General features: G+C 37.4%; 20 protein-coding genes, 1 tRNA gene and 1 pseudogene. 18 read left to right on the top strand and 4 right to left on the bottom strand.

The window, feature by feature from the left end:
• The first annotated feature begins 84 nt into the window (after window positions 1-84).
• The gene (locus tag DWV85_RS00200; protein WP_123137765.1) at window positions 85-1728 is read left to right on the top strand and encodes a VWA-like domain-containing protein; all 1644 of its coding nucleotides are present in this window, start codon (window positions 85-87) and stop codon (window positions 1726-1728) included.
• A gap of 105 nt (window positions 1729-1833) precedes the next feature.
• Here the strand turns inward: DWV85_RS00200 and DWV85_RS00205 are convergent, their stop codons facing one another.
• Window positions 1834-2511 (bottom strand): metal-dependent hydrolase, encoded by a 678-nt coding sequence (locus DWV85_RS00205; protein WP_021148419.1) that lies wholly within the window; start codon window positions 2509-2511, stop codon window positions 1834-1836.
• Window positions 2512-2619: 108 nt separating this feature from the next.
• Here DWV85_RS00205 and moaC point away from each other — a divergent pair, with 108 nt between their 5' ends.
• From moaC to DWV85_RS00245, 8 genes are all read left to right on the top strand, one after another.
• Window positions 2620-3132 carry a cyclic pyranopterin monophosphate synthase MoaC gene (gene moaC, locus DWV85_RS00210; RefSeq protein WP_004696653.1) on the top strand — a complete coding sequence of 171 codons (513 nt, stop codon included), beginning with the start codon at window positions 2620-2622 and terminating at the stop codon, window positions 3130-3132.
• A gap of 28 nt (window positions 3133-3160) precedes the next feature.
• A complete protein-coding gene (gene trmL, locus DWV85_RS00215) occupies window positions 3161-3646 on the top strand; it encodes a tRNA (uridine(34)/cytosine(34)/5-carboxymethylaminomethyluridine(34)-2'-O)-methyltransferase TrmL (RefSeq protein ID WP_123137766.1) in 486 nt (161 codons plus the stop codon).
• A gap of 105 nt (window positions 3647-3751) precedes the next feature.
• The gene (locus DWV85_RS00220) at window positions 3752-4117 is read left to right on the top strand and encodes a YlbF family regulator (RefSeq protein WP_004696650.1); all 366 of its coding nucleotides are present in this window, start codon (window positions 3752-3754) and stop codon (window positions 4115-4117) included.
• Complete coding sequence (murB, locus tag DWV85_RS00225) at window positions 4092-5021, top strand: UDP-N-acetylmuramate dehydrogenase (protein ID WP_008601556.1); 930 nt, start codon at window positions 4092-4094, stop codon at window positions 5019-5021. Before DWV85_RS00220 ends, murB begins: the two co-directional genes overlap by 26 nt.
• Before the next feature lie 139 nt (window positions 5022-5160).
• On the top strand, window positions 5161-6108 hold the full coding sequence (locus tag DWV85_RS00230) for a 4Fe-4S double cluster binding domain-containing protein (protein ID WP_039965072.1): 948 nt from the start codon (window positions 5161-5163) through the stop codon (window positions 6106-6108).
• A gap of 196 nt (window positions 6109-6304) precedes the next feature.
• Complete coding sequence (typA, locus tag DWV85_RS00235) at window positions 6305-8116, top strand: translational GTPase TypA (RefSeq protein WP_004696644.1); 1812 nt, start codon at window positions 6305-6307, stop codon at window positions 8114-8116.
• 267 nt (window positions 8117-8383) lie between these two features.
• The gene (locus tag DWV85_RS00240; RefSeq protein WP_004696641.1) at window positions 8384-9103 is read left to right on the top strand and encodes a DUF4198 domain-containing protein; all 720 of its coding nucleotides are present in this window, start codon (window positions 8384-8386) and stop codon (window positions 9101-9103) included.
• A gap of 146 nt (window positions 9104-9249) precedes the next feature.
• Window positions 9250-11493, top strand: a complete 2244-nt coding sequence (locus DWV85_RS00245) for an autotransporter outer membrane beta-barrel domain-containing protein (protein WP_123137767.1) — start codon at window positions 9250-9252, stop codon at window positions 11491-11493.
• A gap of 146 nt (window positions 11494-11639) precedes the next feature.
• Here DWV85_RS00245 and tnpA read toward each other — a convergent pair.
• Window positions 11640-11907, bottom strand: a pseudogene (gene tnpA / locus DWV85_RS00250) (IS200/IS605 family transposase); the annotation flags it as partial.
• A 711-nt stretch (window positions 11908-12618) separates the two neighbouring features.
• Between tnpA and DWV85_RS00255 the strand changes: the two are divergent.
• The 5 genes from DWV85_RS00255 to DWV85_RS00275 all read left to right on the top strand — a co-directional run bounded on the left by DWV85_RS00255 (window position 12619) and on the right by DWV85_RS00275 (window position 15446).
• Window positions 12619-13611 (top strand): hypothetical protein, encoded by a 993-nt coding sequence (locus tag DWV85_RS00255; RefSeq protein WP_123137768.1) that lies wholly within the window; start codon window positions 12619-12621, stop codon window positions 13609-13611.
• Window positions 13612-13740: 129 nt separating this feature from the next.
• Window positions 13741-14232, top strand: coding sequence for a type II toxin-antitoxin system antitoxin SocA domain-containing protein (locus DWV85_RS00260; RefSeq protein ID WP_123137769.1), 492 nt, complete (start codon window positions 13741-13743; stop codon window positions 14230-14232).
• The gene (locus DWV85_RS00265) at window positions 14232-14603 is read left to right on the top strand and encodes a hypothetical protein (protein WP_123137770.1); all 372 of its coding nucleotides are present in this window, start codon (window positions 14232-14234) and stop codon (window positions 14601-14603) included. Before DWV85_RS00260 ends, DWV85_RS00265 begins: the two co-directional genes overlap by 1 nt.
• 181 nt (window positions 14604-14784) lie before the next feature.
• Window positions 14785-15243 (top strand): low molecular weight protein-tyrosine-phosphatase, encoded by a 459-nt coding sequence (locus tag DWV85_RS00270; protein WP_123137771.1) that lies wholly within the window; start codon window positions 14785-14787, stop codon window positions 15241-15243.
• 128 nt (window positions 15244-15371) lie between these two features.
• Window positions 15372-15446, top strand: a tRNA-Arg gene (locus tag DWV85_RS00275).
• Between the two features lie 116 nt (window positions 15447-15562).
• On the opposite strand, the gene DWV85_RS00280 is transcribed toward DWV85_RS00275, so the two are convergent.
• Window positions 15563-15979, bottom strand: coding sequence for a hypothetical protein (locus DWV85_RS00280; protein ID WP_123137772.1), 417 nt, complete (start codon window positions 15977-15979; stop codon window positions 15563-15565).
• A gap of 421 nt (window positions 15980-16400) precedes the next feature.
• On the opposite strand from DWV85_RS00280, the gene DWV85_RS00285 reads away from it, so the two are divergent.
• The 3 genes from DWV85_RS00285 to DWV85_RS00295 are packed head-to-tail and all read left to right on the top strand — an operon-like array spanning window position 16401 to window position 18063.
• Window positions 16401-17216, top strand: coding sequence for a class I SAM-dependent methyltransferase (locus DWV85_RS00285; RefSeq protein WP_123137773.1), 816 nt, complete (start codon window positions 16401-16403; stop codon window positions 17214-17216).
• Window positions 17217-17225: 9 nt separating this feature from the next.
• Window positions 17226-17573 carry a nitrous oxide-stimulated promoter family protein gene (locus tag DWV85_RS00290; RefSeq protein ID WP_008601536.1) on the top strand — a complete coding sequence of 116 codons (348 nt, stop codon included), beginning with the start codon at window positions 17226-17228 and terminating at the stop codon, window positions 17571-17573.
• Entirely contained in the window at window positions 17563-18063 is a 501-nt protein-coding gene (locus DWV85_RS00295; RefSeq protein ID WP_123137774.1) for a folate family ECF transporter S component, read from the top strand. Before DWV85_RS00290 ends, DWV85_RS00295 begins: the two co-directional genes overlap by 11 nt.
• A gap of 77 nt (window positions 18064-18140) precedes the next feature.
• Here the strand turns inward: DWV85_RS00295 and DWV85_RS00300 are convergent, their stop codons facing one another.
• Window positions 18141-18419, bottom strand: coding sequence for a hypothetical protein (locus DWV85_RS00300; RefSeq protein ID WP_008601532.1), 279 nt, complete (start codon window positions 18417-18419; stop codon window positions 18141-18143).
• A gap of 192 nt (window positions 18420-18611) precedes the next feature.
• On the opposite strand from DWV85_RS00300, the gene ilvB reads away from it, so the two are divergent.
• Window positions 18612-20339 carry a biosynthetic-type acetolactate synthase large subunit gene (gene ilvB / locus DWV85_RS00305; RefSeq protein WP_123137775.1) on the top strand — a complete coding sequence of 576 codons (1728 nt, stop codon included), beginning with the start codon at window positions 18612-18614 and terminating at the stop codon, window positions 20337-20339.
• Window positions 20340-20342 lie beyond the last annotated feature (3 nt).

Raw genomic sequence — 20342 nt, forward strand, 5'->3', positions numbered from 1 at the left:
AGTAAATTATTAGTTATGAGGTTAATTGATATATAGCATGTGACATATATTAAATTTGTTTTCTAAAGAAAAGGGGGTGTAAATATGCAACGAAACTTAGATAAGGATGATATACGTGATGCTTCGGATTTGCTGACTCATATCGATGGTTGGGAAAAGACGGGTTCTTATGATGCGGAAGCTATCGAGGCTCTTGATCGATGGCATGCGAAACGAGAGCGCATACATCGCGAAGCAGAGGCTTTGTATACGCAAATATACGCATCCTATGAGGCCTATGTAGATAGCTATGAAGAACAACATCATAGCATGGCGCCTGAACGTATAGCGGCTGATCTTATGAACCATAATATGTCGGATAGCCATATAGGTACTATCGGTCGTGCTCTTGAAGACGTACAAGTGGAGGGGACAGACCTTTCCGTTATGCAGCAAGCGATAATGACACCTGCCTATGAGCAACGGTTGTGGAACATATTGCATGATGTAAACAGTTTGCTCCTTGAAGAGGACCAATTCTTTGGTTACTTTTACTTACAAATGACTCATCGCATTCGCTTTGATATGGCCAGTGCTTTTGGTATTAATCTTAAACTGGGCGGATATGTATTATATGTAAATCCCTTTATCTTGTTACGCCAATCACCTGATGTGATGAAGGATGGTATTAAGCGTGAAGTTCTTCATATCATTTCTGCTCATTTGATGCGGGTAAAAGCACTGAGCCAAGGCTTTCACAAAACAGCAGTCCATATGGCTATGGACATGGTCGTAAATGATTACCTTGAACATGTAGACCGTGATGCAGTAACGGTAGCCAATGTAAATGCGCGCTTTGGTTTGTTATTAAAGCGTTTTCGTACCATTGAATACTATGCGAAGGCTATTGATAAGGTCATGAAAGAAAAACCAGATCTCTTTGTGCCCATCGATAATGCAGATACAGCGGTTGCTATGGAGTTTGACCCTCAAACTAGCCATGATATTTGGGATGAATCTGATTCTATTGATATAGATACGATGGACCAAATCACGGAGCGCTATATCAATGAAGCATCAAAGGGGGATATGGAAGGCTATGTGAAAAGTCTTATCGATACATTCCAAAAAACGCGACGCGCTTTGCCGTGGTATTTTTATCTCAAAAAGCTGATGGGCAAGGTAGCGAGTGGATACAAAAAAACGACGATGCGTCGTAATCGTCGTCAGCCTGAGCGTTTGGAATTGTCTGGTACATTGCGCCAACATAAGGCAAATGTATGGGTAGCTCTCGACATGAGTGGTAGTATAACTGATGTAGAGTTTACGAATGCCTTAGAGCAAGTGTTACAAATCGTGCATGCTTATAACCATCGCATTACCGTTGTAGAATGTGATAATGAGGTGCGCCGCACCTATACGATGGAATCTGTAAAAGATGTAAAACCTCGCCTCGATGTGCGTGGTGCAACGGCCTTTACCCCTGTATTCTCTCTGGCTAATCAAAACCGTGTAGATTTACTTGTATATTTTACGGATGGCAAAGGGGAAGAGCGACTTCGAGAGGCGCCAAGGGGCTATAAGGTGCTGTGGGTGTTGACCGGTGAGAACCCTCAATTATCTTTGCATACCCCATACGGCCTGGTTCGTGAACTCGGCTATGTTGGTGTTGATGAAACTCAAGATATTGATGAGTTTGTACGCATGGCTAACCGTGGGGGCTTTTCTATGGCAAATCAAGAGATTTAGTCTATTAGAATGCAATTTTTTATGGGTTTGATCTTGAACCAAGACTATATACAAAAATGACGCAATCCTTTGGATTGCGTCATTTTTAGGTCTGTAGATTTTGTATTAGCTGTTAAGCTCAATAGAAGAACCTGGATCGATAATGAGTGCTGTTTGGTTATACTTACCTTCTACAAGACTTGTAAATACACCTGGTTCGCGGTCGATAACGGGCCATGTTTTGTAGTGAATTGGAATGGAAATACGCGCTTTTACATAAGAAGCAGCAAGAGCTGCATCTTCAACCCCCATTGTGTAATTATCACCGATAGGAAGAAGGGCGTAATCAATTTCACCAAAACGATTTAATAATTTCATATCGCTAAAGAGTGCTGTATCACCAGCGAAGTATAGGATATCTCCGTAGAAATCTACGATACAACCTGCAGCGTGACCGCCAGGGATGCCAGAGCCGTGGAAGGCAGGAACCATTCGAACAGAACCGAATTCAAAGTCGAACTTGCCACCTAAATGCATGGCGTGTGTACGACAACCGGCAGCTGCCGCTTTACCCGCTACCTCAGCAGTAGAAATAACGAGTGCATCATTTGCTTTGGCAATAAAATCTGTGTCGCCATAATGATCATCATGACCATGACTGACAAAGATATATTGGCATTTGATGTCTTCTCTTTTAGCGATATCCCATGTATTACCGGTCAAGAATGGGTCGAAAATCATGGATACATCGCCACGTGTGAGCATAAAGCAAGCGTGACCAAAATAAGTTAGTTTTGTTTTCATAGGAACACTTCCTTCCTTGTACATACAATTCTTAATTCTATTGTATAATATAATAAATGAAAATAAAACTATTGGTGATAATTTATACATAATTAGTAAGGATATATTATGGATTTAACACATTTTGATCAAGATGGAAATGCTTGGATGGTAGATGTATCAGATAAGGATATTACAACTCGTACTGCCGTGGCAGAAGGCTTTATTGCTATTAATGATGCCATTTATGAGCGTATCGAGGCGGGAACAATAAAAAAGGGGGATGTTCTTAGTGTGGCTCAATTGGCAGCTATTATGGGGGCGAAACAGACGAGTAATCTAATTCCCCTTTGTCATCCGTTAGCATTGACTAAGGTAGAGGTGCATTGTACTCTTGTTGATGGTGAAAGTCCTGCCTGTACGGATGCTACACATAATCGTGCTGTTAAGGTTCGGGCTACCGTAAAAACGACAGGAAAGACAGGTGTTGAAATGGAAGCACTTACAGCGGTTCAAGTAGGACTTTTAACAGTCTACGATATGTGTAAAGCTATTGATAAAGGGATGATTATAGGCCCTACATATCTTGTAGAAAAAGAAGGCGGGAAAAGTGGACATTTTGTCCGTTCCTTTGTAGAATAATATAGATATAAAGAATAGGGGATTGAAAATGGAAATAGTACTTTATGAGCCTGAAATTCCAGGTAATACAGGAAATATAGCGCGTTTATGCGCCGCCAATCATATGACCTTACATCTGATCAAACCCCTTGGCTTTTCTATTGATGACAAGCATGTAAAACGGGCTGGCCTTGATTACTGGCACTTGGTAGATGTACAGGTACATGAAAATATTCAAGAATTATATGAGAAATATCCTGATCGTAGATATTTCTATGCCACTACCAAAGCAAAGCATACTCATTCCGAGGTGAAATATGAAATTGGTGATATGCTCGTCTTTGGACCTGAAACAAGAGGGTTGCCTGAAAGTTTATTAAATGGTAAAGAGGATACATGCATTCGTATACCCATGGTAGATGAAGCACGTTCTTTGAACTTATCTAATGCGGTGGCAATCATAGCTTATGAAGGTATGCGTCAACTTGATTATCCAGACCTTAAGGCTGAAGGCAATTGGATTCAATCAGAATAAATAGACTTTTACAATTGAGGAATATATTATACTTATGTGTTAGGAGACCTACCAAATCTATATGACCGGTAGCGATTTTAACGGTGTTGTTTGGAGGAGGATATTATGAACTACGATAAAGCTCATGATTTAGCTCACGCAATGCGTGAATCCGAAGAGTACAAAGAATTAATGGCTGCTCAGGAAGCAGTGAAAGCAGATGCAGTAGCAACGGGTTTGGTTCGCACATTTATGGCACAACAAATGCAATGGGAATATGCTAAGTTGTCCGGTGCTCCAGAAGCAGATGAGTTGCAGAAGAAACAAGAAGAATTGATGCCTCAAATTCAAGAAAATGCTGCAGCGGCTGCTTATTTGCAAGCGCAAATGCGTTGGAGCCAGATTTCTAATGATATTTACAAAATCATTAGCGAACCAATCACTGAGGGGATGAAAGTGTTAGATCATGGCGAACAACAACCACAACATTAAGGTATTACAAACAGCTTTATTAGAAAAATTACCAAGTACACGTGTACGCGAGCAGGAGCTCCTTTGTCATCATACGACATTCAAAATTGGAGGACCTGCAGACTTATTTATTGAACCTACTACGATGGCAGAACTTAGTTTTACGCTTCGTACCATTCACGAATTAGATGTGCCTGTAACTATTATTGGTTGTGGCTCTAATATTTTGGTGAAAGACGGAGGAATTCGTGGTGCTGTTGTATCAGTTCGACATATGACTCAAATCATGGACTGTAATGAAAACACATTGTGCATTGGTTCTGGGTATATGTTAAAGGATGCTTCTGAATTTGCTTGGGAGAATAGTTTATCTGGACTTGAATTTGCCATTGGTATTCCAGGCACACTTGGTGGTGCCGTATTTATGAATGCAGGTGCTTATGACGGTGAAATGAGCCACGTAGTTACTGCAGTGAGAGCCGTAGATTTCCAAGGTAATATCAAAGAATATGATGCATCTCACTTGGACTTTGCTTATCGTCATAGTGTATTCCACGATAATCATGAAGTTATTGGGGAAGTCATTATGACACTCAAACCAGGTGATAAGGATACCATTAAGGCTCGCATGGATGAGTTGACCGAAAAGCGCGAATCTAAACAGCCTTTAGAGTATGCTAGTGCAGGTTCAACCTTTAAACGCCCACCAGGGTACTTTGCAGGTACATTGATTGAACAAACAGGCCTAAAGGGGTTGTCTGTAGGTGATGCGCAAGTGTCCCACAAACATGCAGGCTTTGTCATCAATACAGGTAGTGCTAGTGCAAAGGACGTACTTGATTTGATTGCAGAAGTACAGCGTCGTGTGTATGATAGACATGGCGTACACCTTGAGCCCGAAGTACGTATGATTGGTGAAGACTAATATCAACTAAATACTAATATAAGATTTCTTATGTAACGTTACTCTTTTTAGGGATGATGGATTCATAAGAAATCTTTTTTTATGTCCATTATAAGCGTATGATATTTATATAGTTAGTCTATATTTGGGAGGCGATGATATGAATACTTTGTTGGCCCAAGAGATTCATGATAAAGCACTAGCATGTGGGTATGACGATTGTGGTATAGTACCTCTTGATGCACTTGATTTTTATAAAGAACGAATGATAAAGCGTTTAGAAGATGTACCTGAAAGTAAAAAGGTATATGCACATAGTAATGCCTTTTTAACATTGAAAGAAAACTATCCTTGGGCACAATCTATAGTGGTTTGTACTGAATATTTTGGAGCGTATAAGTTTCCTGCTTCGCTTCAAAAGCGATATGCAAAAGGCTTACTACTATCGTTAGCTAATATCCCTGATGGGGTCGAAGTCAAACAAAGGCGATCTTTTGAAACATGGTTCAATGATAAGAACATCCAATTTATTGGTGGTGAAACAGCAAAGCCTACTGGTGTTGTTCCTTTGCGCCCTGCTTCTGTAGCGGCAGGACTTGGAATTTATAGAAAAAACAATTTCTTTTATGGACCTAAAGGCTCTAATTATGAATTGGTAGCCTATTTAATTGATCAGCCTTGTGAGTATATTCGTCATCTAGAGATACCACCATGTCCAGAGACTTGCAATTTATGTCAGCAAAAGTGTAAAACGAAGTCTCTATCTGCACCTTTTACAATGAATCCATTAACCTGTGTATCTTATATCAATACCTTTGGTGATGGTAAATTGCCAGAAGGTGTGACAGAGGATATGTTGGAAGAGTGGATATTAGGTTGTGATAATTGCCAAGACTGCTGTCCGTTTAATAAAAATTATGATTGGAGTATAGGTAAAGATTATCCTGGGCTTGATGCATTAGAACTTATACTACAGCCAGAATATATTTTGAAAGCCTCTGATAAGGAGATTATAGAAAAGTTGATTCCTAAATTCTGTTTCCATTTAACAGATAAACAAATTCCGTTGTTGCGTAAATCTGCTAAGCGGGCGATAGAGCATAAATAGGTTGTGTCCTAAGATGAGTCAAAAGTATAATCGAATGTTGAAATTGCCATGATTAGAATAGGTGTACTGTTTTGACTTTTTTCTATAGACTGCGTTATAATTAACTGTTGCCAATTTTGGGGAATATACTTGCATAGCCTGTTTTATCGAGGCTATGTGATATAGAATATACTGAAAGAATTAAAGGGAGGATCTTATGATTCGCGAAAATCTTCGTAATGTAGCGATTATCGCCCACGTTGACCATGGTAAAACTACTTTGGTGGACGCGTTATTAAAACAAAGCCATGTGTTCCGTGAAAATGAAAAAGTAGCAGAACGCGTAATGGACTCCAACGACTTGGAACGTGAACGCGGTATTACTATTTTGTCTAAAAACACTGCTGTAATGCATGATGGTATTAAAATCAATATCGTTGATACTCCAGGCCATGCTGATTTCGGCGGCGAAGTAGAACGCGTACTTAACATGGTTGACGGCGTATTGCTTCTCGTAGATGCTTATGAAGGTCCAATGCCTCAAACTAAATACGTTTTGCGTAAAGCCTTAGAACAAAAATTGAAACCAATCGTAGTAATTAATAAAATCGACCGTCCTGATCAACGTGTTAAAGAGGTTGAGGACGAAGTTCTTGAATTGTTTATGGAGCTTGAAGCTGATGATGATCAACTCGATTTCCCTGTAGTATACGCATCTGCTCGTTCTGGTGTGTCCAAAACTAATTGGGATGATGAAGCTGTAAACATGGAGCCGTTATTCAAAACATTGATTGATGAAATTCCTGCACCACAAGGTGATATGGAAGGTCCTCTTCAATTTATGGTAACTACACTTGATTACGATAACTTCATCGGTAAAATCGCCGTAGGTCGTATCGTTCGCGGTAAAATGAAAACCAACCAACAAGTGGCTATCATGAATGGTGAAAGTACTCGTAAAGCGAAAATTGGTCGTGTGTACACATACAATGGCTTGAACCGCGTTGAAACTGACGAAGCTGAAATGGGTGATATCATTGCTTTTGCAGGTATCGACGATATTAACATCGGCGAAACAGTAGCGGATGCTGAAAATCCTGAAGCATTACCATCCATCTCCATCGACGAACCAACATTGTCTATGGTGTTTTCCGTAAATAACTCTCCATTCGCAGGCCGCGAAGGTGAATTTGTTACATCCCGTCACTTGCGTGATCGTTTGTTCCGTGAAGTAGAAACTAACGTTTCTATGAAAGTAGAAGAAACTGATTCTGCAGATGCGTTCAAAGTATCTGGTCGTGGTGAATTGCATTTGGCAGTATTGATTGAAACTATGCGTCGTGAAGGCTACGAATTACAAGTAGGTAAACCTCGTGTAATTTTCAAAACTATTAACGACCAATTGTGTGAACCGCTCGAAGCATTGACCATCGACGTACCTCAGGAATTTATGGGTACCGTAATGGAAAATCTCGGTCAACGTAAAGCTGAGTTGACTAATATGGTTGAATTGGCCGGTTATCTTCGTATGGAATTCGTAGTTCCGGCTCGTGGCTTGATCGGTTTCCGTGCACAATTCTTAACAGCTACAAAAGGTAATGGCATCATGAACCATGTATTCCATGGTTATGCACCATATAAAGGTGAAATTCCTTCCCGTACACGTGGTGCTTTGGTAGCATTCGAAAATGGCGAAACTACTCCATATGGTTTGAACTCCGTTCAAGATCGTGGTACATTGTTCGTTGGCCCTAACCAAGACGTGTATGCAGGCCAAGTTATTGGTGAAAATACACGTGAACTTGATATGGATGTTAACCCATGTAAGAAAAAACATGTTACCAACATGCGTTCCAGTTCCTCTGATGAAGCGGTACGCTTGACTCCACCTCGTATCTTCTCCTTGGAACAAGCTCTTGAGTGGATCAACGATGATGAACTTGTTGAAGTGACACCTGAAAGCATTCGTATGCGTAAAACGATTCTTGATCGTAACGCACGTGCGAAAGCAGCAAAGAATAAAAAATAATATCTTATGCAGATATATAAAGGCGCTCCTTAAGGAGCGCCTTTTTTATCTAATCTATAAGTATTTATCTAACATATTCTTACAAGTCATATATTCATGAAAATAGGTGATAATTTTATCATTTATGATTATTGGGTATAAAAATAAGTTAATATACTAAATACGCATAATAACTTGCTGATAGGGGTATTGGTATATACGAAATATTTGTAACGCTGTATAATAATAACAAGTTTATTGAAAAAGTTATTGATTATGGAGGTTCTTATGAATAAGAAAATCTTAGCTTCTTTATTTGCAGTAGGTTTAGCTGCAGGTTGTGTGTGCTCTTCCGTTGATGCGCATGGCGTATTCTTTGCTAACCGCTTAGATGAAAAGGCGCTAGTACTTGGCGAAGGCCCTGTTGATGATGCGTATAGCCCAGAAATGGTAAAAAGCATCATTGGCTTAGATAACAATGGCATGGTAATTCCTGTACAAGTTATTAAACATGAAAAAAATGTAGTAGTTGTACCAAATGATAAATTGGGTATTACAGTAACTGACTTTGACTATGGTTATTGGACAAAAGACAAAGATGGTAAAACTGTTCATAAACCAATCTCTGAAGTACCAGGTGCTCAAAAAAGTACACATGCCATTAAATATGACGTTCACTACTGGAATGCAGAAGCAAAACCTTTCAATAATAAAGATGCTTTCATTCAAATCATTCCATCTGTTAACCCATTAACTCTTAGAAAAGGTGATACATATGAAATCCAAGTCTTGAAAGACGGTAAACCATATGCAAATGCACCTCTTATTAAAGACGTAATTAATGATCTTACTAATGAAAGCCAAGCAGATGCTAATGGTAAAGCAACTGTTACTGTAAGTGCTAATGGCCTTAACGTAGTAGGCGTTGAAGTGGGCTTCCCAACTCAAACTAAAGGTGAGCAAAATAAATACTTCAGTGCATTGTCCTTCATCATCAATCCTGAATAATATAGGATATAACTATTTACTAAGTGTGTGAAATAAACAAGACCTCCTAAGTTGGACTTAGGGGGTCTTTTTATATTTTTAGGGTGTACGTATAAATGCGTTCTGTGAGAGCCTCGTATTAAGCGAGGTAAGAAAGAGAGATTTTTATGAAATTACAACGAAATGTATCAGCTGTGATGGCTGCATTGGTATTAACTGGAATGACCTGCTCTGCATTTGCTACAGAAATTAATGCCACAAGCGATAAAGCGGAGGAATTGCTTGGCTTAACAATGGGGTCACCGGTACAAACACAACCAGAAGTTAAGCATATAGAAGATACCTTGACGGTTAATGTGCATGGTAAAAGCTTAACAGATACAGGTAAAACTAAAAATGTATCAGGTATTTATAATGGATTTGGATCACAATTGACGGTGGATAAAGATTTGATTGTACGTCTTAAAAATGATGCACCAGCCTCAAAAAGGGAACTCGGTCATTACTATATGAGCGCTGTGTATGCTGGTTACGGTGGTAAAGTGCCAAGACTCAGCAAGGACAATCCTGATAGAGATTATGGAGATACTAATATTCACGTCAAAGGCAATGTAGATATCGATGCTATCGGTGTCGGTTTACAAGCTAATCAACGTGGTCATATTATTGTTGATGGTGGTGGACGTATCATCACGCATCCTTTAGAAACTTCTGATACTTACTCTGTGGTGGCAGAAGAGGGTGATGTATACGTTAATACTGGCTCTGATGGTAAACATCCAGGGTCTAAAGAATTGGTCGCTGTTGGGAATGTAGGGTTAATTAATAAGGATTATGGACGTGATCCAAATCATAACGAAATGCCAACGAATATAGCATTAGCTTTTACAACACCTAATTCTAAACTTACGGGTGCTGTATTAAATGAATATGCTGAAAGCAATAAGAACCCTCATAATTCTGGTGCTGATATTTACTTACAAAATGGAGGGACTTGGAATAATGAATGGATTGGTATGGAGCGGCCTACCCCTAAAAGAGAACGTCCATCTGGGGATAATGCAGCATATCTATACAAGGGCAGTAAGGTTCGTAATCTCGTAGGTGGATCAAATCCAGCGGCAGCCGGTATCCTTCATCCTATCGATGCACGGCCTATTACAATTCAAAATTATAGCGGCTATGTGAATGCTGTTTATAAGGCCGGTGTTCCAGCTAGTGAAAAAGGAAAGGGGAATATTGTTGTTGAACATGCTGCAGATAATAGCCATATTACCTTGCAAGGCGATGGAGCTAATTTGACTAATGATGATAGCTACCGAAAGGAAATACAAGCCTTAGCTGATAAATTACAATATACTGGCAATGATAAAAAACTGAGCACAACAGTTCAAATCAATGAAGGGATTACTCGTCCAGGTGCTGTTGCAGAACTAGGTGCAGATCATTTTGACTCGCAGGGGCGTCTTGTTGTAAATGATACAACAAAGATTAATCGTGCTAATGAATCATCCTTAGTGAGTGGTTCAAAATCTGCTCTTACATCGGCTGCTATGGCATGGAAGAGTAATACCAATGATTTACAACGCCGTTTAGGAGATCTTCGTTTAGCTAATACAAACCAAGGTGTATGGGCAAAATATATAGGCGGTAAATCTAAAATCACAGACGGTGCTGATGCACATATGACGTATAATGGGGTACAAGTCGGCTACGATCATAAGGCTTCTAATGGTTGGATTTTTGGCGGCGCTATTGATTACAGTACATCTAGTAATTCATATGCCAACGGTAGTGGTGATGGCAAACTTGGCGGCATCGCCTTGTATGGTACAAAAAAACATGATGATGGTCGTTATTTAGATATCATTGCACGTGGTAATAGATTATCCAATGATTATAAGCTCTACTCCGTAGGTGGACAACGTGTGAACGGTGATTACCATACATATGGCACATCCTTAAGCGCTGAATATGGTAAACGTATTAAGAAGGAAAATGGCTTCTACATCGATCCTAGTGTAGAATTTATTGTAGGCCGTTTGAATGGTGTATCCTATGATGCTTCTATTGTCGGTGGTGGTTCTATGCATGTGAAAGCTGATGCTGTGAACTCTGCTGTAGGCAGACTTGGTATTGGCATTGGGAAAGAAACAGAAAAATCCAATATCTTCGCTAAATTAGCATTAGCGCATGAATTCTCTGGTAAGGCAAATACAACATATTCCGCACCAGGCAATCCAACAGTACAAACAACAGTAGATTTGAAGGATACATGGCTCGATGCTGAAATTGGTGGGTCTTGGAGTGTCCGTCCTAGTACATATCTATATGGTACATTCACTAAAAACTTTGGTGCTATCGTAGAAAATACATGGCGCATTGATGCTGGGATTAGACATAATTTTTGATAAAGTATGAGTATTGAAATAAAAGAAATTAAATCAGGACCACCCATAAAATGGGGGGAGCTCAAGGGCTAAAAGTCCGTAGTATTAGGCAAATGTTTAAAGACGCTTGCTTTTACTACGTTTAAGCCGTATAGCTATTAACTCGTAAAGTCTCTATTTCCAAATTTATACTTTAAGTTTGTGTGTTTATCGAACATCATTAGCTCACTTTTACCTTTTAAATATCCCACAAAAGATGAAACTGCTATTTTAGATGGGTTTAATATTAGCATATGCACATGATTTGAAATAAGATCCCCCCCTTCTATAATCTTGACGCTCTTATATTTGCATAAACGGCTCAGTATTTTACGTAAACTATTTATGTATTGATTATATATAACTTTACGTCTATACTTAGAAAGTAAATACTATGTGGTATTTGCTTAACTATTTTGTGTACGTAAGTCTCTGTGTCTTTGGTGCATATAAAAAATCACCTTGCTTTTGTATATAATGTGGCTTGAATACCTACATTATACTTAAGTAAGGTGATTTTTCTGTATAACTTTTGTTTCCTTACCCGCATAGCGGATGGTTTTATGATCGCGACTACATCGCGAATCAGTCTAAAGACAATAATAAAATATAACTCTTAACATAATTACTACCCAAATAACGAAGTAGATGTAGCTGTTAAAAGATGCTTATTATTTAATATCTAATTTGACTAAATATGATATTTCTTTTTGAACAATATTAAATCTGAATCTTTGATGAAAATATTATTTGATGATGAAAGGGAGGAATAAGAGATTAGAATATTAACACATTTTAACTATAGCTCTATTTGTATGATATTAATACTTAAAAAAATATTAATACTAGCATTTTTACTGTGATTATATGGTTTTATTCATATTCTCCAATTTTAAAACGAGAGTGTTTAATAAATTCTTAAGTTTTGAATAATTCTCTTAATGATTTTGTGTTTATAGTATTTTTCTATATAATGAAGAGTCATAAAGTATAATGTCTGGGATTGGTATCATAGTAGTTTAATATTAGGTTCGTATTTTATGGTTCCATGGTTATTTAGATGTTATAATATAAGGAAGAGTATTAGGGGAAAAAGAAGGTGTTAATTTGACTAAGTTGGAAAAAGCACTGTTATCATGTGAGCAAGTTATTGATGGAATCGAAGATGGCACGATTTCCACTTCTTCTGCAATGCTACAATGTTCAAAAATTGCGAGACTAACCAATGATGAGGAGAGTTTGATATGGTTACAATATGAATATGGAGGTTACCCAAGAAATAAGGATGGGAAAATTTTACATGAGGCTTGGGAACTCGGATATAAAAATGGAAGAGGGTATAATCAAAATGGCCAAAAGTGTATCTTTACTGAACTAGCATCAGAGCTTGAGCAGAAAATCGAAGCACAACAAAATGCGATTAAAAATTTTACAACTCAGGGAACATCTGTTGGTGGTGAGAACGCATATATTGCAATGAATAATTTAACTAGTACGGTGGCTAGATCTACCTCAGATTTAGTTCAGAATATATCAAGTAATCAAAAGAGGCTTGCATCGTTACAGGCTAGATATTATGAATATGCATTAGTAAAACAAATAGAATTGACTTTTGGGAATATAGCAACGGATATATTTGCGAATTATAGAGAACGAGTTGATAATGGTTTTTCGGAATTATCAAAAGAAACAATATTAAAATTAAAGGCTATTGAAGGCAAAATTGATTCAGATAATCCTGAACTTTATTCACAAGCTTTAGCGACATGTCGCAGATTATTTGAAAATGTGTCTACAGAATTATTTAATAAATATTTCCCAGATTACACTGATAAAATTTTTAAAACAAAAGCTGGTAAGGCCATTGACGTAAGTGGAGATCATTATAAGAATAAACTGTCAGCTGTAATAGAAACGCTAGAAGAAAAGTCAGTGAATAAAACATTGGTTGGAAGCAATATTATTTATTTAATTGATTGGATTGATAATTTACATAATTTACATTGTAAAGGTGTTCATATAAATGTTAGTAAAGAAGATGCTACAAAAGCCATTATTCAAACATACATATGTTTAGGAGATATTTTAAATATGCAATAAGAATGAAAATTTGAGGATATTTATTTTTATTGAAACAATATATTGGGTAAAATTTTATAAATAAAGACTGTTTTGATTAATAAGACTTTTAAATTTATAATAATATCTATATTTATAAGGAGGTAAGGTATGGCAAGAGCAATTGATGTAGCTCAGTTTATATTTACTGAATATCAAGCTATTTCAGGTAAAATAATTGATGAGATGAAACTACACAAATTACTTTATCTTTCACAGAGAGAATCTATATCTATTACTAATGAGCCTATGTTCGAAGATTATTTTGAAGGTTGGAAATATGGTCCTGTCTGTAAAGTAGTCCGAAATAGTTTTTCTGAGAATGGAATAGTTGCAGATGATATTCAAGATTTATCTAACGAAGATAGATTTATAGTAAAAAATGTTATTTTGCAATACGGTGCGTATGAGTCATGGAAACTTAGTGAGTTATCTCATAAGGAGCTTTCATGGAAGAATGCGAGAAGGGGGTTATCAGATACTTGTAATGGAAATAAAAGAATGAAATTAGAAGATATTCGTAAAGATGCAGAAAAAATTAGACCATATGATTCTGTATGGGATATGTATTATGATGAATTTGATGATGTGGGGGAAATATAGTGATAGGGAAAGCGTATATTTCTACTTTTCAATATTATAATAGATGTACTCAAAGAATGGATTTTAAGAGTAGACCCGTACTTATCATTGGAAGAGCAGATGATGCTGACTATGTTGTTCTTCCTATTTCACGAGTTACAAATGTTGTGAATTTAGACCCGGAGTATGATTTTCAAATTACTCCAGAAGATTTTCCATTAATGAATTTGCCTTATAGGTCATATATTAGAACACATAAACAGTCGATTATACATGCAGGTGAACTAGTAAGAGAAATTATTGATTTTAGGGCAGAGTATTATGATAAATATATCGATGTTATAGCCAAAATGGAAGAGTTTCAAAAAAGTATAATAAATAATGCATTATAAGAGTGCTTCCATATATTTGCTAGATGCTTTTTTATAATATGTATTTTTACTTTACTATTAATAGAATATTAAGCGTAAAACAATGATTTTGGTTATAGTATTTAAATACTTTAGAATAAATTATAAGGTTTTAGTAACTATTTAAAAGGATAGGACTTGGTTTGGAGGAGAAATTATCAATATGGTTTATATTTTATTCATCTGTCATAGCAATATTTGTCGTTCAACGATGGCAGAGTTTTATATGAAGCATATTGTTGCGAAGGCTGGACTCAGTGATTCTATCTATGTTGAGTCTGCTGCCACATCTCGTGAGGAGATAGGGAATGATACCCATTATGGGACTAAACAGAAATTAGATGAAATGGGTATTCCTTATACTCGTCGTAAGGCACGTCAAGTGACGATGGAAGATTATTACAACTTTGATTATCTCATCATTATGGATGAAAATAATGCACGTAATTTAAAGCGTATTATTGGGGATGACGTAGATGCTAAGGTTTACAAGGCAATGTCTTTCGTTGGTGAAAACCGTGATGTAAAGGACCCTTGGTATACGGGAAACTTTGACGAAACCTATGACGATGTCAGTCGTAGCTGTGATGCTCTACTAGAATTGATTAAGGCAAGAATATAATAGAGATAGCCCCTACAGTTAGCTAACAAGATGTTTAACTATAGGGGCTTTCTATATAACCCTAGTTGTCTTATATACTTTATACTATCGAACCATAGCGTAATATGGTATAATTTTTAGGTATTCATGCGCCTATAGCTCAGGGGATAGAGCGCCGGTCTCCGGAACCGGGTGCGCAGGTTCGAATCCTGCTAGGCGCACCAAATAAAAGGCTTCTCGAAATTTCGAGAAGCCTTTTTGTATGTCTATAATTAGTCTATAGGACAGAGAATTATATATTCGAATATCATATTTAGTGTACTTTAGTGTTCTAATTTTACTATCTATATTTATTACATTGAATTCCTCTAGATCTAAATTCATTCATGAGTATATTTATTGATTTATCAATGATTTCTTCATTTGTTATATATACCATCTTTTTGTAATAGATAGTACCATCAAATTCTATCCAACGACTTGTCTTACCATTTAGTTTGCAAATCTTCATTCTTCCTGCCCAGCTTCCCATACTACGGAATTTTTTCCCCTTGGAGAAACGCACTTCTCGAATATCTTTTAATTTATAGGTTCTTTTTACTAATCCAATGCCTATAGACACTTGATCATCTTTAAAGTAAAGAAGTTTATAACGTTCTTCAGGAGGCATGGATTTAATTATAGATAGGTTATAAGTAGCAAAAGCTACAGCAATGCCGACTAATACAAACATTAGGATTATTATATAGATTTCCATATTTTTAACTCCTTCTTATTTCTATTATAATAAAAATAGGTATCGGATGAAATAATTTGTATAATCAAGTTTGAAGCGCTATTTGTATGTATTAATGGGAGAGAAATACATGGCGATACATGCCTGAAATAGTTAGAGATAGATAACTACATGAGTTGAGTTGCTGATAAGCTATCGATATAGAGTTTTATATTTAATAATATCGAAATAACATAATAAATGTGATTTGGGTAACACATTTTGTTTTGAGAATGATGTACAATAAGGATAGCTATATGAAAATCTGAACATCCTAGCCGGAACACTAGGACATATAGGGGAGCGTTAAATTACGTAGTGAATTTAACTAAGTGAATATTACTTATATATGTATCTATAGCTCATCTATTTAGGGATGTGGCTATTTAGAGGGGATGATAATATGACAAATAAAATACAAGAGCTTACCGTCAACGAAGTTTGGCGTGATGAGCAAGACGCATGGAACCATCGTTCTGAGTACTTTGTAGAAATGCATAATCGCGAGGATCGCAAAGCACAGGTCACTGACTTTTTAGCCTTCTTAAAGGATGAGAATTTATTACCTGCAGCGAATGGTCGTACGCTTGATGTAGGCTGTGGTGTTTGTGATTATGCATTGGGCTTAGCTCGTGAAGGGTATAAGGCGACAGGCATAGATTTATCGGATGGTATGATTCGTGGTGCTAAACAATTGGCAGAGTCAGAAGGTTTAGACCTTAGCTTATATATCGGCCCTTGGTCTGATGAAACTCGTCGAGAACTCGGTTGGGATAAAAGCTTTGACTTGGCATATAGTATCTTCTGCCCAATTATGTTTGATGTAGAAAATATTCGCGCTATGCATGATGCAAGTAAGGATAAATGCTTGTGGATTGCTTTCAGCGAACGCAGTGACGAAATGGTAGATATGCTATCTGAACATTTCTTTGGTCGTGATTCTTTCCCATGGGATGGCAAGATGAAAGAGTGTTTAGATGCAATCTATGAGATGGGGCATAATGTGAAAGTAACTTATAAAACAGTTCCTGAAACAGAGGTTATGTCTCTTGAAAAGGCAGTTAATTATTTTACCATGCGACTTCATAATAATGGATGGGGAGACATGGAAGACATGAAAGAAGAGATTAGAAATCTCATTGAACCACTAGCTATTGATGGAGAAATTCATAATAAGACTGTTGATAAGGTGGCATGGGTTTCTTGGTCTGTAAAATAGGAGATTAGCATGACAGTTGATGAGAAACGTAAGTTAGAACTAAAAACTATGTACCAAATTATTGGCATCTATTGTCATAATAAGCACCACACTCCTAAAGGGCAACTTTGTGAGGAGTGTCAGAAAGTTTGGCAATATGCAGAACATCGTATAGATGTATGTCCTCATATGGAAAGCAAAACCTTCTGTAGCGTATGTAAAACGCATTGCTATGCTCCTACGTATCGTGAGAAAATACGTGAAATCATGCGCTATGGTGGACCTAGAATGTTATTTGTATCACCCATTCAAGTTGTTCGTCATATGTATTTAGAGTGGAAGGATAGAAAAAGGAACCGTACATCTTATGAAAACTGATATGATTGTAAAGACAGGCGTATTTGTAGCCTTGACGGTCTTACTATCTTATATATTTGCTATTCATACTACATTTATACATATTACCTTTGGATTTTTATCAACCGCTATATTTGGCATTCTTTATGGGCCTATGGCAGCAGGTATAATGGCTGCTATTGCCTGTTTTATAGGTATGTCCCTATTTGGGCAAGGGGTATTCTTTCCCGGCTTTATCGTATCTGAATTTCTTGTAGGCTATGTGTATGGATATTTTTTACACGGTCGTAATGTTACATTTAAACAATTACTTTTACCGGAGACGATTGTTACTGTATGCATACATCTGATATTGAATACAATGTGGCTCACAATATTTTATAACAAAGCAGTATCTGCTATATTTATTGGACGTCTTATTAAAAATATCATTTGTTTCCCTTTAGAAATTGCATTGATCTTAATTGTGTATAAGGCAGTCAGTAAGTTTATGGTACAAAGAAAGCCATAATCTTACAGTATACTAAAATGCACCCCTAACATTAGATTATATGTTAGGGGTGCATTTTTATTTGTAAATATAGCCTTTTACGCGAGTGCTTTGTCCAATACAGCTTTGATTAAAGATTTTGTTTGGTCATAGCTTTCACCAGGTTGCGCCTCGTATTGTTTGTCGAGGTCGAACCACAAGTTTGGATAGTATTCATATGGGTGAGTTTTGAAGAGCTCATGAGCATCTTGATCTTCAACCCAGTTGATGTGAATATCTGCGTATGCAGGATTTTCTGCAACGAGTTCATCGATAGCACGGAATGCATTGGCGCAATAAGGGCAACCGTTTAAATGGAAACCTAAGATTTCTTTCATGATAGTCAGTCCTTTCAAAATAGAATCTACATATATTTCTATAATTTGAGATTTTATACATATTCATGTACCACAACATATGGTACACTACTGAGTATAACATATCTATATAAGATATTCAATTTTTTAGATATATCTGATGTGAATATTGAGAATTCGATATGCATGCATTATATAAATAAGGAGATACCTATGATTTCAGGCGCACAGTATTTGGTAAAAGCCCTTCAAGAGGAGCAGGTAGAGTTTTTATTTAACTATCCTGGGGCGGCTACTATTGATATCATGGATGAATTATATAAGCAAGATAAGGTAAAGGTTATCTTGCCACGTCATGAGCAAGCATTGGCCCATGCTGCAGATGGCTATGCTCGTAGTACCGGTAAAGTAGGGGTTTGTATGGTAACCTCTGGACCTGGTGCTACAAATCTTGTGACTGGTATTGCCACAGCGTATGCAGATAGTGTGCCCCTCGTTTGTATTACTGGACAAGTTGATTTAGGCCTCATGGGCAATGATGCTTTTCAAGAGGTAGATACTGTTGGCATCGTCCGCAATATTTGTAAATATGCCGTTACTGTTCGCGACCGTAAAGATTTAGGTCGTATTTTGAAAGAAGCCTTTTACATTGCTCGCACAGGTCGTCCAGGCCCTGTTGTAGTAGATATTCCTAAGAATATTCAGAAGGCTATGGGATCTGATGAGTATCCTACAGAGGTTAATATTCGCGGTTACAAACCAAATACCACTGTTCACGTAGGTCAAGTTAAAAAGGCCTGTTCTATTATTAGTAAAGCTAAAAGGCCTCTATTCCTATTAGGCGGTGGGGTAAGTATTAGTGGTGCCAACGATCTTATGATGGAGTTGGTCGAAAAAACAGGGATTCCTGTTGTAACAACCTTGATGGGGAAAGGTGCTATTGACAGCCGTCATCCATTGTATCTTGGTAATGTAGGGATTCACGGTGGATATGCTCCTAATGTAGCTATAACTGACTGTGACGTGATGATTTCTATTGGTACGCGCTTTAATGATCGTATTACCGGTAAACTAAGTACCTTTGCACAAAATTGTAAGATTATCCATATTGATGTAGATGCGGCATCTATTTCTAAAAATATTAAGGTTGATATTCCAATCGTAGCAGATGCTAAATTGGCTATCGAAAAAATCTTAGAATATATTGAACCTCACGACCTTGGCGAATGGCCAAAACAATTACAGCAACTTAAGGCAGAGCGCCCTGTCACTCAAGCTGACGAAGAGGGGTTAACACCTCAAACTGTTATCGAGTACATCAATCATCACTATGAACATCCTATCGTTACAACCGATGTGGGTCAAAATCAATTGTGGACTACCCAGTTCCTTGATGTGAAAGGTCAATATCAAATGTTGACGTCTGGTGGCTTAGGGACTATGGGCTATGGTTTCCCTGCTGCATTAGGGGCGCAAATGGGAAATCCAGATAAGCGTGTATTTGCCATCTGTGGTGATGGTGGCGTGCAAATGAATATCCAAGAGTTTGCCACTGCTATGCACTACCGTTTGCCTGTAACGCTTATTGTATTAAATAATGGATTCCTTGGTAATGTACGTCAATGGCAACAATTATTCTACGATAAACGTTACGCTTGTACGAACTTGATGATGGATGAAAGTGCCATTGTTACGCGAGACATAATCGACAATGATGAGTTTGAGTATGTACCGGATTTTGTGAAATTGGCGGAAGCTTATGGCGCAAAGGCCATGCGTATTACTAAGGTAGAGGACATCGAAAAAGGGTTCCAATTGGCAGATACTTTCAAAAATGGTCCAACCCTACTCGAGTTCATCATTCCAACGGAGCTCAATGTGTTGCCAATGGTACCAGCAGGTAAGTCTTTAAGTGATATGTTGTTGAAGGATAAAAAATAGGAG

The organism is Veillonella sp. AF13-2 (genome assembly GCF_003603295.1).
In the GTDB taxonomy this organism is placed as follows: Bacteria; Bacillota; Negativicutes; order Veillonellales; family Veillonellaceae; genus Veillonella; species Veillonella parvula_E.

What these genes read in the sequence shown, in the direction of transcription:
- DWV85_RS00200 (WP_123137765.1), top strand. Translation starts at nt 85, where the DNA reads ATGCAACGAAACTTAGATAAGGATGATATACGTGATGCTTCGGATTTG.
- DWV85_RS00205 (WP_021148419.1), bottom strand. Translation starts at nt 2,511, where the DNA reads ATGAAAACAAAACTAACTTATTTTGGTCACGCTTGCTTTATGCTCACA.
- moaC (WP_004696653.1), top strand. Translation starts at nt 2,620, where the DNA reads ATGGATTTAACACATTTTGATCAAGATGGAAATGCTTGGATGGTAGAT.
- trmL (WP_123137766.1), top strand. Translation starts at nt 3,161, where the DNA reads ATGGAAATAGTACTTTATGAGCCTGAAATTCCAGGTAATACAGGAAAT.
- DWV85_RS00220 (WP_004696650.1), top strand. Translation starts at nt 3,752, where the DNA reads ATGAACTACGATAAAGCTCATGATTTAGCTCACGCAATGCGTGAATCC.
- murB (WP_008601556.1), top strand. Translation starts at nt 4,092, where the DNA reads ATGGCGAACAACAACCACAACATTAAGGTATTACAAACAGCTTTATTA.
- DWV85_RS00230 (WP_039965072.1), top strand. Translation starts at nt 5,161, where the DNA reads ATGAATACTTTGTTGGCCCAAGAGATTCATGATAAAGCACTAGCATGT.
- typA (WP_004696644.1), top strand. Translation starts at nt 6,305, where the DNA reads ATGATTCGCGAAAATCTTCGTAATGTAGCGATTATCGCCCACGTTGAC.
- DWV85_RS00240 (WP_004696641.1), top strand. Translation starts at nt 8,384, where the DNA reads ATGAATAAGAAAATCTTAGCTTCTTTATTTGCAGTAGGTTTAGCTGCA.
- DWV85_RS00245 (WP_123137767.1), top strand. Translation starts at nt 9,250, where the DNA reads ATGAAATTACAACGAAATGTATCAGCTGTGATGGCTGCATTGGTATTA.
- DWV85_RS00260 (WP_123137769.1), top strand. Translation starts at nt 13,741, where the DNA reads ATGGCAAGAGCAATTGATGTAGCTCAGTTTATATTTACTGAATATCAA.
- DWV85_RS00270 (WP_123137771.1), top strand. Translation starts at nt 14,785, where the DNA reads ATGGTTTATATTTTATTCATCTGTCATAGCAATATTTGTCGTTCAACG.
- DWV85_RS00280 (WP_123137772.1), bottom strand. Translation starts at nt 15,979, where the DNA reads ATGGAAATCTATATAATAATCCTAATGTTTGTATTAGTCGGCATTGCT.
- DWV85_RS00285 (WP_123137773.1), top strand. Translation starts at nt 16,401, where the DNA reads ATGACAAATAAAATACAAGAGCTTACCGTCAACGAAGTTTGGCGTGAT.
- DWV85_RS00290 (WP_008601536.1), top strand. Translation starts at nt 17,226, where the DNA reads ATGACAGTTGATGAGAAACGTAAGTTAGAACTAAAAACTATGTACCAA.
- DWV85_RS00295 (WP_123137774.1), top strand. Translation starts at nt 17,563, where the DNA reads ATGAAAACTGATATGATTGTAAAGACAGGCGTATTTGTAGCCTTGACG.
- DWV85_RS00300 (WP_008601532.1), bottom strand. Translation starts at nt 18,419, where the DNA reads ATGAAAGAAATCTTAGGTTTCCATTTAAACGGTTGCCCTTATTGCGCC.
- ilvB (WP_123137775.1), top strand. Translation starts at nt 18,612, where the DNA reads ATGATTTCAGGCGCACAGTATTTGGTAAAAGCCCTTCAAGAGGAGCAG.